The organism is Flavobacterium rarum (SeqCode) (assembly GCF_965234445.1).
Taxonomy (GTDB): Bacteria; Bacteroidota; Bacteroidia; order Flavobacteriales; family Flavobacteriaceae; genus Flavobacterium; species Flavobacterium rarum.
In genome coordinates this window covers 24599-37292 of sequence record NZ_OZ248506.1, presented here as the reverse complement: position 1 = coordinate 37292, position 12694 = coordinate 24599, and the positions used below count along the sequence as shown (strand labels likewise).

General features: G+C 33.0%; 9 protein-coding genes. 5 read left to right on the top strand and 4 right to left on the bottom strand.

Features of this window, described 5'->3' with window-relative positions:
• Nucleotides 1-64: 64 nt before the first annotated feature.
• From AC8GF4_RS17020 to AC8GF4_RS17010, 3 genes are all read right to left on the bottom strand, one after another.
• Complete coding sequence (locus AC8GF4_RS17020; RefSeq protein ID WP_506596394.1) at nucleotides 65-784, bottom strand: LytR/AlgR family response regulator transcription factor; 720 nt, start codon at nucleotides 782-784, stop codon at nucleotides 65-67.
• Nucleotides 753-1517, bottom strand: coding sequence for a sensor histidine kinase (locus AC8GF4_RS17015; RefSeq protein WP_506596392.1), 765 nt, complete (start codon nucleotides 1515-1517; stop codon nucleotides 753-755). Before AC8GF4_RS17015 ends, AC8GF4_RS17020 begins: the two co-directional genes overlap by 32 nt.
• A gap of 104 nt (nucleotides 1518-1621) precedes the next feature.
• The gene (locus tag AC8GF4_RS17010; RefSeq protein WP_506596391.1) at nucleotides 1622-3892 is read right to left on the bottom strand and encodes a cation:proton antiporter domain-containing protein; all 2271 of its coding nucleotides are present in this window, start codon (nucleotides 3890-3892) and stop codon (nucleotides 1622-1624) included.
• Between the two features lie 282 nt (nucleotides 3893-4174).
• Here AC8GF4_RS17010 and AC8GF4_RS17005 point away from each other — a divergent pair, with 282 nt between their 5' ends.
• From AC8GF4_RS17005 to AC8GF4_RS16985, 5 genes are all read left to right on the top strand, one after another.
• Nucleotides 4175-6589 (top strand): efflux RND transporter permease subunit, encoded by a 2415-nt coding sequence (locus AC8GF4_RS17005; RefSeq protein ID WP_506596389.1) that lies wholly within the window; start codon nucleotides 4175-4177, stop codon nucleotides 6587-6589.
• Between the two features lie 665 nt (nucleotides 6590-7254).
• Nucleotides 7255-8688, top strand: a complete 1434-nt coding sequence (asnS, locus tag AC8GF4_RS17000; RefSeq protein WP_506596387.1) for an asparagine--tRNA ligase — start codon at nucleotides 7255-7257, stop codon at nucleotides 8686-8688.
• A gap of 51 nt (nucleotides 8689-8739) precedes the next feature.
• Nucleotides 8740-9648 (top strand): IS1595 family transposase, encoded by a 909-nt coding sequence (locus AC8GF4_RS16995; RefSeq protein ID WP_506596385.1) that lies wholly within the window; start codon nucleotides 8740-8742, stop codon nucleotides 9646-9648.
• Nucleotides 9649-9750: 102 nt separating this feature from the next.
• Entirely contained in the window at nucleotides 9751-11220 is a 1470-nt protein-coding gene (rpoN, locus tag AC8GF4_RS16990) for an RNA polymerase factor sigma-54 (protein ID WP_506596383.1), read from the top strand.
• 42 nt (nucleotides 11221-11262) lie between these two features.
• Complete coding sequence (locus tag AC8GF4_RS16985; protein ID WP_506596381.1) at nucleotides 11263-11868, top strand: hypothetical protein; 606 nt, start codon at nucleotides 11263-11265, stop codon at nucleotides 11866-11868.
• On the opposite strand, the gene AC8GF4_RS16980 is transcribed toward AC8GF4_RS16985, so the two are convergent.
• The gene (locus tag AC8GF4_RS16980; RefSeq protein WP_506596379.1) at nucleotides 11863-12570 is read right to left on the bottom strand and encodes a porin family protein; all 708 of its coding nucleotides are present in this window, start codon (nucleotides 12568-12570) and stop codon (nucleotides 11863-11865) included. The genes AC8GF4_RS16985 and AC8GF4_RS16980 overlap by 6 nt on opposite strands.
• Between the last annotated feature and the right edge of the window lie 124 nt (nucleotides 12571-12694).

Here is a 12694-nt window from a genome sequence, read left to right as displayed (position 1 = left end):
ACTTTCTCGACAATACTTTTTACTTTATTAGTTTTAAGGATATCTTAAACAACTGTAAAATAGGTTATATTCTCACTTTCGTTAAAAAATCAGAACGGTAGGTTTCGCTCAAAACCAACACAATAGGTTTTCCATTTTTCTCCTGAAGAGATAGTGTGATTTCATTATGATTAAAAAACTGCACTGCTTGTATTGCAATAATTTCTTTTTTATTCACTCTGCAAAAATCAGCCTTGGGAAGCTGATTTAATAACGAATCAAAATTGATGTTTTTAAGAGTCAAAAGACTACCATCAAGCAAATGCACTTCCTTGTCCCTACTATCGATTAATGCGGTCTTAATATATTGAATTTGGTCAAAATACAGCAACGCTTTTCCTTTATCGGCATTCAAATGAATGAATTTTTTGGAAGTCTCCAGTTTTTGAAATCGTTCCAAAGCTTTGGCGGCAGCTTTTTCCAAACGTTCTTTGGTAACAGGTTTTGTGATGTAATCCAACGCATCAATATCAAATGCTTCGGCGGCGTAATTCTTGTAGGCAGTGGTAAAAACAATCATTTTATCTTGCAGCAAATTGGCAAGAGTTAAACCGTCGATTCCTGGCATTTCGATATCCATTATACACAAATCAAAATCGAGTTTGGGAACTTCGTCTAGTAATTTTTGCGGATCATTGAATGCCTTTACAATTTCTAATTCTGGTATTTGCTCACAAAGCATTTTCAGATAAGTCAATCCTGGCAATTCATCGTCAAGCAGTAAACATTTGATTTTTGTATTCAAGAAGATTGATTTTTAAATGCGCAATATAAATGTCGTTTTCGACAAATTTATCCAATTTGAACTGATTTTTGTATATAATTTTTAATCGTTGTTCCAATGTTGTGGCACCAATACCGCTTCGTTCTTTTTTTAACGCTTTTTTCTCCGAAATTTTATTCGAAACTGTCAAACTGAAACAATTGTCCTTGAATTCAAACAATATCGAAATAAAGGCATCGGAACTTTGCAAATCAGCATGTTTAAAAGCATTTTCAATTAAATCAATTGATATCAGAGGTGCCAGCAGATTTTGCTCGTACAACTTTTCTCCATCATTAATTTTTGTTTTTACTTTTAATTCAAAAAGTGGACTCACCTTAATTTTATTAATTTCGATCAAATTGAGAGCAAACTGAATTTCTTCTTTTGGTGTAACAAATTTTTTTGGACTTTCGTATAAAATGTAGTCCAAAACATTCGCCAATTTATCCAAAGCAAAATACGTTTGGTAGGCGTGTGATTGAATTGAATTAAGGATATTCTTGAAAAGATGTGGATTTAGCTTGGATTCCAATGTTTCCAATTGCAGGGTATTGACTTTCATTTCGAGTATATCAAATTGCTCTTCAACTCTTTTCTTGGCTTTTCCAGATTCGATCAATCGATACATCAGATAACAAAGCAGTACTATAAATATCAGAATAATGACCAGTAACACATATATGATGCTATTGTTTTCTTTTGGGTTATACATTTTATAAATCAAATTTTAAATAATTATCAAAGAGCACTTTAAGATTGTATTTACTCCAAACAGAACTTAACTACATACGCTTTAAGATAAAAAAACTATCCAAATCAAGGTTTAATAATCAAGACCGAAGGAACGCCACTCAACCAAGTAGAACGAGAATCCAATAAGTCTCTCCAACTATCCAAACTCACCATCATTAAATCTTGTTTCACTAGGAATTCTGTTTTAAGAATAGATTCATTATCCAAAATCACGTTAGTTGGAAATTTTTGTTTTAAGGAATCAATAGCACTTGCAATTACAAAATTCGATTCTATGTGGCCATTCATGTCTACAAAAGCTACCGTAGCATTATTATTAAAAATTATTTTTTGGGAATAATCAATCAAAAAAGAATCTTCGGAGCTGTAAATTGGAACAAATACTTGATTTACTGCTTGTAAATCTTTGTCTATCAAAACACCCAAAGGCATTTTGGCTTTCAGAACAATTTGTCTGGTTCTTTCATCAAAAGGTGAATTCACGAACAAACCTTCTTTTCCGGTAAATTTATCCAACAATCTTTCCGGATTGATAATTCGAGTAGTAAATCCAATTACTTTTCCTAGAATAGTTCCTTCAAAAATAGATTTTCCGAGACCTACTAACAATAAATCATAATCTCCTTGGTTTGCAATTTCTGTTATTTCGTTTTCGATATCAATGGTAGCCTTAAAAATAGTGGTTAATTCTTGTTTCAAAACCGTGGCTTCTTTCATTATTGGATTAAAACTGGTTTTCTCCTTATCCTCCATGTTAAAAGTGTGTACTTCTTCACTTAACGACAAATGCAAAGCGGTAATACTGGCTTTTTCTTTTTGCTTTTTTACCATACTATTGGCCAATCGCAACAAAGATTTCCCTTTTTCATTATTCCCGAAGGAGATTAATATCCTATATTTACTTTGATCTACTTCATCTTCATGATCAACTATATCGCTAGTTTTGAATATAAAATTGATGAGATTTAAAGCTGGTCCTGTCATAAACGTAGTAACCAAAGCCATGATAACCATCATAGTAAAAACTTCGGGAGTTAGTACGCCAAGACCTAAACCAATATTTAATACAATAAGTTCCATCAATCCTCTAGTATTCATAAGAGCACCAATAATTAAACTATTGCGCCAATTTTGACCCACAAATTTTGCCGCCAAAGCACTTCCAAAAAATTTCCCTACAACTGCTACCAAAATAATCAAACCGGTTACTTTCCACAAATACGGATCATTTATCAAGCCAATTTCGGTACGCAAACCGGTGAAAACAAAAAACAAAGGCAGTAACAAAATCACAGAAACATCTTCGACTTTGGCAATAAAAACGGTTCTAAATTTTGGTACATCGGGCATTATAGTCCCCATCATAAAGGCACCAAACAAAGCGTGAATTCCAACTAATTCAGTTGCATAAGAAGAAATGATTAGAATTAAAAAAAAGATAGCCACCACTGGTTTACTCAAACTATCTTTGGAACCATATAAATCACCGATTCTTTTTAAGAAAGGTTTTACCAGAAAAATCATTATGAGAACATATAAGACGGCTAAAGAAATGATAAACATTGAACTTTCAAAAGTTCCCGCTTTTACAATTGCAATAACTACGGCCAACAAACACCAAGCCGTGATGTCATCTGCAGCGGCGCATGTAATAACAATAGCGCCCAATTTGGTTTTATGCATGCCTCTTTCTTGAACAATTCGAGCCAAAACAGGAAAAGCAGTGATACTCATGGCTATTCCCATAAACAAACTAAAGGAAAGAAACTTAACACCTACTGGAGCAAAACGATCGTAAACAAAATAAGCCAATCCAATACCAAGTGCAAATGGAATTACAATACTGGCATGACTGATGACAACAGCCTCTTTAGCTCTGTTTTTAAGTACTTTGATATCGAGTTCCATACCAATAACAAACATAAAAAGTATCAGTCCTATCTGGCTCAAAAATTTTAAATTCTCTAATGAATCAGGTGGAAATAATGCATGAAAGAAATCGGGAAAATACATACCTAATAAGGATGGTCCAAGTGCTATTCCAGCGATAATTTCTCCAATTACGGAAGGTTGTCCAATTTTTTTGAAAAACCAACCAAAAATTCGAGCAACAAGGATAATCATTATAATTTGTGCCAATAATATAGCCAAAGGATCTTGTACATTATGAATCATTGCATTGAGAAAATCTTCCCAAGAATTATTGGTCACTAAAGGATGAACAATGGTCTCTTTGTCTTCAAGGTGTTTTCCTTCTTTAATAATCCAATACATTAAGGCAGTAAAACCACCAGTTACGCCAAAATAAAACAATGTATTCCTGTACTTTTTCATACCTATAGCAATGCGTAAATTTATATAATAAAACAAAGATGAGAAAAACAAATCTATTAATTGTAAAACAAATATCAATAGTAAATAAAATTTATTTTAACCGCTAAAAAAACCACAAATCAAATAAAAAAAAACAAAATAACTGTTTGAGTTTATGTAATTTTGACGCGTTAAAAATTTTAAAATAAAATTGTCATCATTCCTCAAAATGCAATTAAAAAAAAGGAATAGTGACGATACCTTCCCTTTCAATCGGGATAAACAAAACAAATAGTACTTCGTATGAAAAAATGGTTTAGTCTAGGCTTTTGGGAGTTAATTGCCAGAGTTGTTCTTAGAAATAGAATACTAATGTTATCGTTAATTGCACTAATTACGATATTTCTTGCCATGCAATGGAAAAACATTCAATTTACTCACACAGAAGCCAATTTATTACCCGCAGATAATATTGTAAACATAGAATACAATTCGTTCTTAGATAAATTTGGAGAAGAAGGAAACCTGATTGTCATTGGTGTAAAAAACGATGCTATTTTTACACCAAAAGTGTATACTTCATGGGTTAAATTAATGAACACAATCAAATCAAACAAAGATGTCGATTTGGTAATTTCATTGAATGACTTGAAAAAACTACAAAAGAATGAAACTGCACAAAAATTTGAATTAGTACCATTTATTGACCAAAACAAAACAGTAGACAAAGAATACCTTCAAAAAATAAAAAAAGAACTTTTTAACAAACTCCCTTTTTACGAGGGTCTAATTTTTAATAAAAGGTCTGGAAGTATTCGCTCAGCGGTTTACCTTGACAAGAAAATTGTAAACACTACCGAAAGAAAGTTTTACGTACTCAACAAACTTATTCCTGCTATAAAAGCCTTTGAGAAAGAAACCGATATTAAACTTCGGGTTTCTGGAATGCCTTACATTCGAACACTAAACGCACAAACAATACTGAATGAAATAAGCCTTTTCATTGGTGCTGCATTATTTCTTACTTCTCTTTTATTCTTTTACTTTTTTAGAAGTTTTAGAGCCACGATGATTTCACTTCTTATTGTAATCATAAGTGTAATGTGGTCTTTTGGAATATTGGGATTATTAGATTATGAAATCACGGTATTAACTGCAATGGTTCCAACTTTGATGATTGTCATTGGGATTCCAAACTGTATTTTCCTAACCAACAAGTACCATCAGGAATACAAAATTCACCGTAACAAAGCCAAAGCTTTGCAACGTGTTACCACAAAGATAGGAATGGCGACTTTGATGACCAATCTAACCACAGCTATTGGTTTTTTCACCTTTATATCTTCAAACAATAAGTTACTAATTGAATTCGGGAATGTAACCTCCATTAACATTTTGATGCTTTTTATCTTATGCATCATAACTATACCTATTTTGCATAGTTACGCACCCGCACCTTCCGATAGGCATTTGGGACATTTGGATAGAATTTCGATTAAGCGTTTTATGGATTGGATATTACGAAACGTAAAATACAACCGCTTCTCTATTTATGTGGTGGCGGTAAGTCTTTTGGTCATTAGCATCATTGGTATATTTCAAATGCGTATTTCTGGGAGTTTAATTGAGGATATGCCCAAAAAAGAACCTTTTTTTAAGGACATTATTTTTTTCGAAAAAGAATTCGACGGAATTATGCCATTAGAAATTATGATCGACACCAAACGCAAAAAAGGCGTTATGAAATTGTCTACTTTAGAAAAAATGGATGAGCTTCAAAAAACAATAGAAGAAATTCCAGAACTTTCAAAACCAATTTCGATTGTCAATTTGGTAAAATATTCCAAACAAGCTTATTATAATGGAAATCCAGATTATTACGATTTACCAACTTCACAAGAACAAGCATTTATCTTGTCTTTTGCCAAAAATGCCGCCAAAGATTCCAAAGCCAACTTAATGAAAAGTTATGTCGATTCTACAGGGCAAGTCGCTCGAATCACCACGTTTATGCGAGACGAAAGTGGCAGCAGAATCCCTATAATTGAAGGAGAAATTCGCAGAAAAGCGGACATTCTTTTTCCGCCAAATAAATACAAAGTTATCATTACCGGAAAAGCATTGGTTTTTCAAAAAGGAACCGGATACTTACTAAACAATTTACTATCATCATTAGTGTTTGCGTTTTTCCTAACTGCATTGCTGATTGCATTTATGTTTCGATCATTCAAAATGGTTTTGGTTTCGATCATCCCAAATCTCTTGCCATTACTTCTTACGGCAGGAATCATGGGCTTTTTGGACATTCCTTTAAAACCGTCAACCATATTGGTATTTGGTATTGCTTTTGGTCTTTCAGTCGATGATACGGTTCGATTCTTGGCTCAATATCGTGAGGAATTGAAGAAGAACAATTGGAAAATCAAAAAATCGGTATATGCCACTTTTAACGAATCGGGTCTAAGTATGTTTTATACTTCTATCGTTTTATTTTTCGGGTTTTCAGTATTTATGCTTTCTAGTTTTGGAGGAACTATCGCTCTAGGAGGCCTGATTTCGTTGACTTTATTATTTGGAATGTTATCCAATTTGATGTTGTTGCCAGCACTGGTTTTAACCTTGAACAAAACAATTGCAAACGAACAGGAATTCATTGAGCCTAAACTAGAAATGCTTGAATTCAGCGATGAAGAAATTGACGAATTAGAGAAAAAGTAGGAGCTGTTTCTATTATAATTTGTTGTCACTACAAAATAAAGACTCATTGGTAGCACCCTAAAATTTTAAGTTTTAGGGTGCTTTTTTTATCATTTTTACTCAATATTCGCCCCTACAAAATATCATTTACGCTGTATTTTTGGCTGTAAAAAATATAAAAAAACATTCTAACAAATTGATTTACTGTTTTTTATATTGCATAATGAATTACAACTGTATAAACCATTATTCCAGTGGAAATCAAATCATCAAAAAGCGGAGCAATGCAAAGTTTACGCCTATTCTAGAAAGAAAAAAGCATTCAAAAAGGAATACGGTTTTCACTCGAAAATTTTTCAAGTTTGGAGGACATTTCAATATATCCTTTATATGCGGTAAGTACATTTGTTGCATTGAAAAGTAAAAACGAATTATAACTCTTTGGAAACAAAAACTATTCTTTCCCAAAATCACCAAATCTCCACAGGAAGCCCTTATAAAGCAAACCTCTTTTTCTTTTTTATATAAAAACAAAAGACACAACTTTTAGCAAGAAATAGAAGCTTCTACGAACTAAAATAACTCCTGATTCCAGCACTTGACAAATGACTTTTACAAAGAAAAAAATTATATTTGCATTGGAATAAAAACGTTAAATTTGTTAAAATAAGAAATCAAATATTAAAATGAGACATACAAAAGTTAAAGACTTACTAAACAGTACAACGACGTTACAGGAAATTAATGCAAAAGGTTGGGTTAGAACTTTTAGAAACAATCAGTTTATTGCTTTAAATGATGGCTCGACCATTAATAACATACAATGTGTTGTCGATTTTGAGAATACTCCCGATGAAACTTTGAAAAGAATTACCACTGGCGCCGCAATTTCGGTAACCGGAAGTTTGATAGAAAGTAAAGGTGCTGGTCAAAAATATGAAATCCAAGTCAACAAACTGGAAATTCTTGGTGATTCGGATGCAGAGAAATTCCCAATGCAGCCTAAGAAACATTCTTTGGAATTCTTGCGTGAAAATGCGCATTTGCGTGTGCGTACAAATGCTTTTGGAGCGATTATGAGAGTGCGTTCTGTATTGTCATTTGCGGTTCACAATTATTTTCAGGAAAAAGGGTTTGTTTATGTAAATACTCCAATCATCACAGGATCGGACGCTGAGGGAGCTGGAGAAATGTTCAAAGTTACGGCTTTACCTTTCGACAATACACCAAGAACAGAAGATGGAAAAGTGAATTACAAAGAAGATTTCTTTGGAAAAGAAACGAATCTTACCGTTTCTGGACAATTGGAAGGCGAAACTTTTGCGATGGCTTTGGGACAAATTTATACTTTTGGACCAACCTTTAGAGCAGAAAACTCCAATACTTCTCGCCATTTGGCTGAGTTTTGGATGATTGAACCAGAAGTAGCTTTCAATGATTTAAATGACAATATGGATCTTGCCGAAGATTTTATTAAATATGTAGTGAAATATGCAGTGGATCACTGTGCTGATGATTTGAAATTTCTGGAAGGTCGTTTGACTGAAGAGGAAAAATCAAAACCACAAGCAGAAAGAAGCGAAATGCCTTTGTTGGAAAAACTAGGTTTTGTTATGGATAACAATTTCAAACGTGTTTCGTACACCGAAGCGATTGATATTTTAAGAGATTCCACTCCTAACAAAAAGAAAAAATTCAGCTACATCATTAACGAATGGGGAGCTGATTTACAATCGGAACACGAACGTTATTTGGTGGAAAAACACTTTAAATGCCCAGTAATCTTGTTTGATTATCCTGCAAATATCAAAGCTTTCTATATGCGTTTGAACGAAGACGGAAAAACAGTTCGTGCAATGGATATCCTTTTCCCTGGAATTGGAGAAATTGTGGGAGGTTCACAAAGAGAAGAGCGTTTTGATGTTTTGGTCGAAAAAATGAAAGCCTTAGGAATTCACGAAGAAGAATTGTGGTGGTACTTGGATACTAGACGATTCGGATCTGCAGTACACTCTGGTTTCGGTCTTGGATTCGAAAGACTGGTGCTGTTTGTAACTGGAATGACAAACATACGTGACGTAATTCCTTTTCCGAGAACGCCCCAAAATGCAGAGTTTTAAAAAAAGTTTATAGGTATAGGCGTTTAGGTCGCAAACAATTATCTTAGCCTAATGGCAGATAGAAATATTTTTAGAGGAGTGAATTCGATAAAATTCCATAATAGATTTAAAGATGATAATGATTGTTTAATTTATCTTTCAGAAATAAAGTGGGCAGACGAATATAAATGTAAACGATGCAGTAACGAGAAGTTTGGGAATGGAAAAAATCCTCAAAACAGACGTTGTACAAAATGTAGATACGATGAAAGTCCTACTACAGGAACAATGTTTGAGAAGATTAAATTTTCGCTTTTAATTGCATTCCATATTGCTTTTAAAATTAGCACTAAGAAGAAAGGGATGTCGTCTTTAGAATTAAGTTCAGAGTTTGAACTTCGCCAAAAGACTTGTTGGTCTTTCAAGTCAAAAGTGCAACAAGCAATGAAGAGTAGCTTGAACCACCCATTAACAGGGGTTGTTCATGTCGATGAGTTTATGGTTGGAGGTCCAGAAGAAAATAAAAAAGGGAGAAGTAAAGGATTGAAAAAGTTGGTTGTTCTAGCCGTAGAAATTTTAGATGACGGTGATGGACGCGCTTATGCTGAAGTAATAGAGCATTCATCCGCAACAGAATTAGGAACTTTTTTAGAGAAATATGTCTCAAAAGTTTCCACAATAATTACTGATAAATGGAGAGGTTATAGTCCGTTGAAAAAAGACTTTTTAAACCTGAAACAAGTAGATTCGGATGACGGAAAAAACTTTAAAGAGTTACATATTCACATAATGAATATTAAAGGATGGCTTAGAGGAATACATCATCATTGTAGCAAAGAACATATGCGGGATTATTTGAATGAATATCATTTTAGATACAATAGAAGGTCAAATATGGAAACAATATTCGATGTGTTAATAAGAAAGATGGTCAATTACAAAGTAATTCCAGTAAAATCAATAACTAACAAGTGCGATTAAAGCGCCTATACCTAAAAGTTTAATCTTGTTTTAATTGTTTAAAGTTGTTTGGAACGCAACAACTTTAAACAATTAAACTCTTAAACCTTTAAACAATCAAATATGCTAAAGCAATTTTTAAATTTAAAAATATCACAGAAATTATCTCCACAACAAATACAGTTGATGAAGTTGATTCAGTTGCCTACTCAAGCATTTGAACAACGATTGTTAGAAGAAATGAATGAGAATCCTGCTTTAGAATCCGGTAAAGAAGAGGATGAAAACTACGAAAAAGAGGATTATGACAACGAAGATTATGATGACTATGATGATTCTGAAGCAGACAGAATAGAATCCGAAGACATAAACATAGACGAATATTTAAACAACGACGATACTCCTGACTACAAAACACAAGCAAACAATTATAGTGATGACGATGAGGAGAAAGAAACACCCTTTGCTGCCACAATAAGTTTTCATCAAGATTTAATCAATCAATTGAATACTTTCATTTTGAATGATGAAGAACGCGATATCGCAGAATTTTTGGTGGGAAGTATTGACGATATCGGATACCTCCGAAGAAGCATACCCGATTTAGTAGACGATATGGCTTTTACTCAAGGCATATATACTAATGATAAACAAGTTCAATCCATCTTACAAATCATTCATGAACTCGAACCTACAGGCGTTGGAGCGCGTGATTTACAAGAGTGTTTGTTATTGCAACTCAAGCACAAAACACCAACTGAATCAGTTGACCTAGCCACTGCAATTATTGATCAACAGTTTGATGCTTTTGTTAGAAAACATTACGACAAGTTGATTCAAAAATTTAATATTTCCAGCGAACAACTTAGAAATGCTGTTCATGAAGTAGAAAAATTAAACCCAAAACCAGGAGGTTCTTTTACAGGAAACAATAAAGTTACAGAAAATGTAGTTCCCGATTTCGCCATTCGTATCGTTGATGGTGAACTAGAACTAACATTAAATGGCAGAAACGCCCCTTCCTTGCATGTCTCTAAAGACTACCAAGAAATGATGCAAACCTATAAAGAGTCAAAAGACAAATCGAGTTCTCAAAAAGATGCAGTTCAATTTATAAAACAAAAATTGGATTCGGCTCGATGGTTCATTGATGCTATCAAACAAAGACAAGACACCTTATATGTAACTATGAATGCCATAATGCATTATCAAAAAGACTACTTGTTGGATGGTGATGAAACGCAATTAAAACCCATGATCTTGAAAGATATTGCAGACATGGTAGGTCTTGATATCTCAACTATTTCAAGAGTAGCAAACAGTAAATATGTAGAGACTCCCTTTGGAACAAAATTAGTAAAAGAATTTTTCTCTGAAGCAATGAAAAACGATCAAGGCGAAGAAGTATCTACTATTGAAATCAAAAGAATTCTACAAAATACTATTGAAGAAGAAGACAAAAACAATCCACTCCCAGATGATCTATTGTCTGAAATTTTAAAAGAGAAAGGATACCCAATTGCTAGAAGAACTATAGCTAAATATCGGGAACAGCTAGAAATTCCTGTTGCCAGAATGCGAAGAAAACTATAGCTTTTATTTTTAGTATTTCACTCTACTAAACTCATTATAAAATTGAAAAAAATTCTGCCTTTATTCTCCTATATTTTTCATCCGTTATTCATACCGGTACAAGCCTGTTTTTTCTATTTTTTATTTCACATTTCAGATTATAAAATAGAACAGATCTCCCTGTTTTTATTGCAAATAACTACTATAACCGTTTTAACACCAATTGCACTATATCTACTGCTAAAGTATTTAGGAAAAGTTGATTCTATAATGATTGGCGATATTAACCAACGTAAAATTCCATTAATCTTTCAAAGCTTTTTAATTATACTCTTGCTTCGAAAAAGTATTCCATTAGAATATTATCCCGAATTGCATTTTTTCTTTTTAGGAGCTTTATTCAGCACTTTATTTGCACTTGGATTACTGTATCTCAAAACAAAAGCCAGCCTTCATATGCTTGCTATTTCTGCGTTAACCGTATTTGTATTTGGATTGAATATTCACTTGCAAATGGGAAGTATATACCTTGTGCCATTTATGTTATTGATGAATGGCTTTGTTGCTTCCTCTCGATTGGTTATGCAAGCACATACTCAAAAAGAACTCATTATTGGCTTATTAATAGGTAGTTTTCCTCAACTAGCGTTTTTATTTTTATGGTTATAATATATAAAAGACTACACCAATACTTAGAACATCCATTTTTACAGGAACCGAATCAATTTGTGCTGTAGATTTAAACAGTGTATTCAAACCATAATATACTTGTAAATTAAACGAACTGTAACCAATTGTAAGATAAACACCGTACAATAAGTCTTCAAAATCTTTATTATTTTTTATGACTTTTTTTTGAATTCCATCGTCAAATACTGATTTATCCGATAACAAATAACTGAATTTGAATCCCCCATAAATCCTAAAAAACTGAAACTCTTCGGGAGTAGAAGTTCTCCACCTAAGTTCAATTGGTACTTCTACTCGCCATTGCTCAAATCTATTTTTACTATAACTCACATCAGATGGAATTACCCCATAAACTGGGTTCTTGCCACTTCCAGCAATCACCATATTTTGTATATAATTGTTAAAAGAAAATCCTATTCCTGGAGCAATTGCTAAAGTTCTACTTTCGTTTAATGGCATATCTCTAAGAAATCCTGCAGAAAAACCAAATGATATTTTGTTTTGAAAAACACCCTCAGGTTTTGTTATAAGTGAGTTGTAATTAATTCCTGCATAGAATTGATCTTCCCGGTATAGACTGTCAATCTTAACATGTAAGGTATCTATAGAAAACGGCTCCTCTTGAGAAAAGCCTTTGATAGCGGAAAAAAAAAGGAAACAACCAAGTACTAATCGTATCATTATTTTGAGAGTTAAATTGTAGGCAAAAATGCTTTACTAGTACATTTATAACCATTGCTTATGAATTATACCCACAAATATACCATTTAGAAAGTTTGATACTATTTTTTGAAACAAATTAATA

Excerpts from the sequence above, each read along its gene's own strand:
- AC8GF4_RS17015 (WP_506596392.1), bottom strand. The coding sequence starts at position 1,517 with ATGTATAACCCAAAAGAAAACAATAGCATCATATATGTGTTACTGGTC.
- AC8GF4_RS17010 (WP_506596391.1), bottom strand. The coding sequence starts at position 3,892 with ATGAAAAAGTACAGGAATACATTGTTTTATTTTGGCGTAACTGGTGGT.
- AC8GF4_RS17005 (WP_506596389.1), top strand. The coding sequence starts at position 4,175 with ATGAAAAAATGGTTTAGTCTAGGCTTTTGGGAGTTAATTGCCAGAGTT.
- asnS (WP_506596387.1), top strand. The coding sequence starts at position 7,255 with ATGAGACATACAAAAGTTAAAGACTTACTAAACAGTACAACGACGTTA.
- AC8GF4_RS16995 (WP_506596385.1), top strand. The coding sequence starts at position 8,740 with ATGGCAGATAGAAATATTTTTAGAGGAGTGAATTCGATAAAATTCCAT.
- rpoN (WP_506596383.1), top strand. The coding sequence starts at position 9,751 with ATGCTAAAGCAATTTTTAAATTTAAAAATATCACAGAAATTATCTCCA.
- AC8GF4_RS16980 (WP_506596379.1), bottom strand. The coding sequence starts at position 12,570 with ATGATACGATTAGTACTTGGTTGTTTCCTTTTTTTTTCCGCTATCAAA.